Source organism: Undibacterium hunanense, from assembly GCF_014284335.1.
Taxonomy (GTDB): domain Bacteria; phylum Pseudomonadota; class Gammaproteobacteria; order Burkholderiales; family Burkholderiaceae_D; genus Undibacterium; species Undibacterium hunanense.
In genome coordinates, this window is sequence record NZ_JACOGF010000088.1 from 1 (window position 1) to 255 (window position 255).

Genomic DNA, 255 nt, shown 5'->3' on the forward strand with positions numbered 1-255 from the left:
TGACCGATGCCCTGATCGCTGCCAACAACAACGCAGGTGTACTGGCCATCGTCAATGACAACGACACAGCCAACAATGCCAACAACACAGCAGACACAGCTGGTACAGCACAAGAAAGCGCCGTTGTAATCGACGCCCGTAGCCTGAGCGCCACAAGCCGCTTCAGCTACAAAGGCGAAGAAGGTGCCACACGCACAGCCGACCGCATCATCTTCACTGATGCCAACTTCAACGGTACCCACACCATTGACGGCG

The 255-nt window shown here is 56.1% G+C and carries 1 protein-coding gene; it reads left to right on the forward strand.

Annotation, left to right across the window (positions count from 1 at the left end):
- Positions 1-255 (forward strand): hypothetical protein (locus tag H8L32_RS28520; protein WP_186951030.1); only part of this gene is annotated, 255 nt, incomplete at both ends.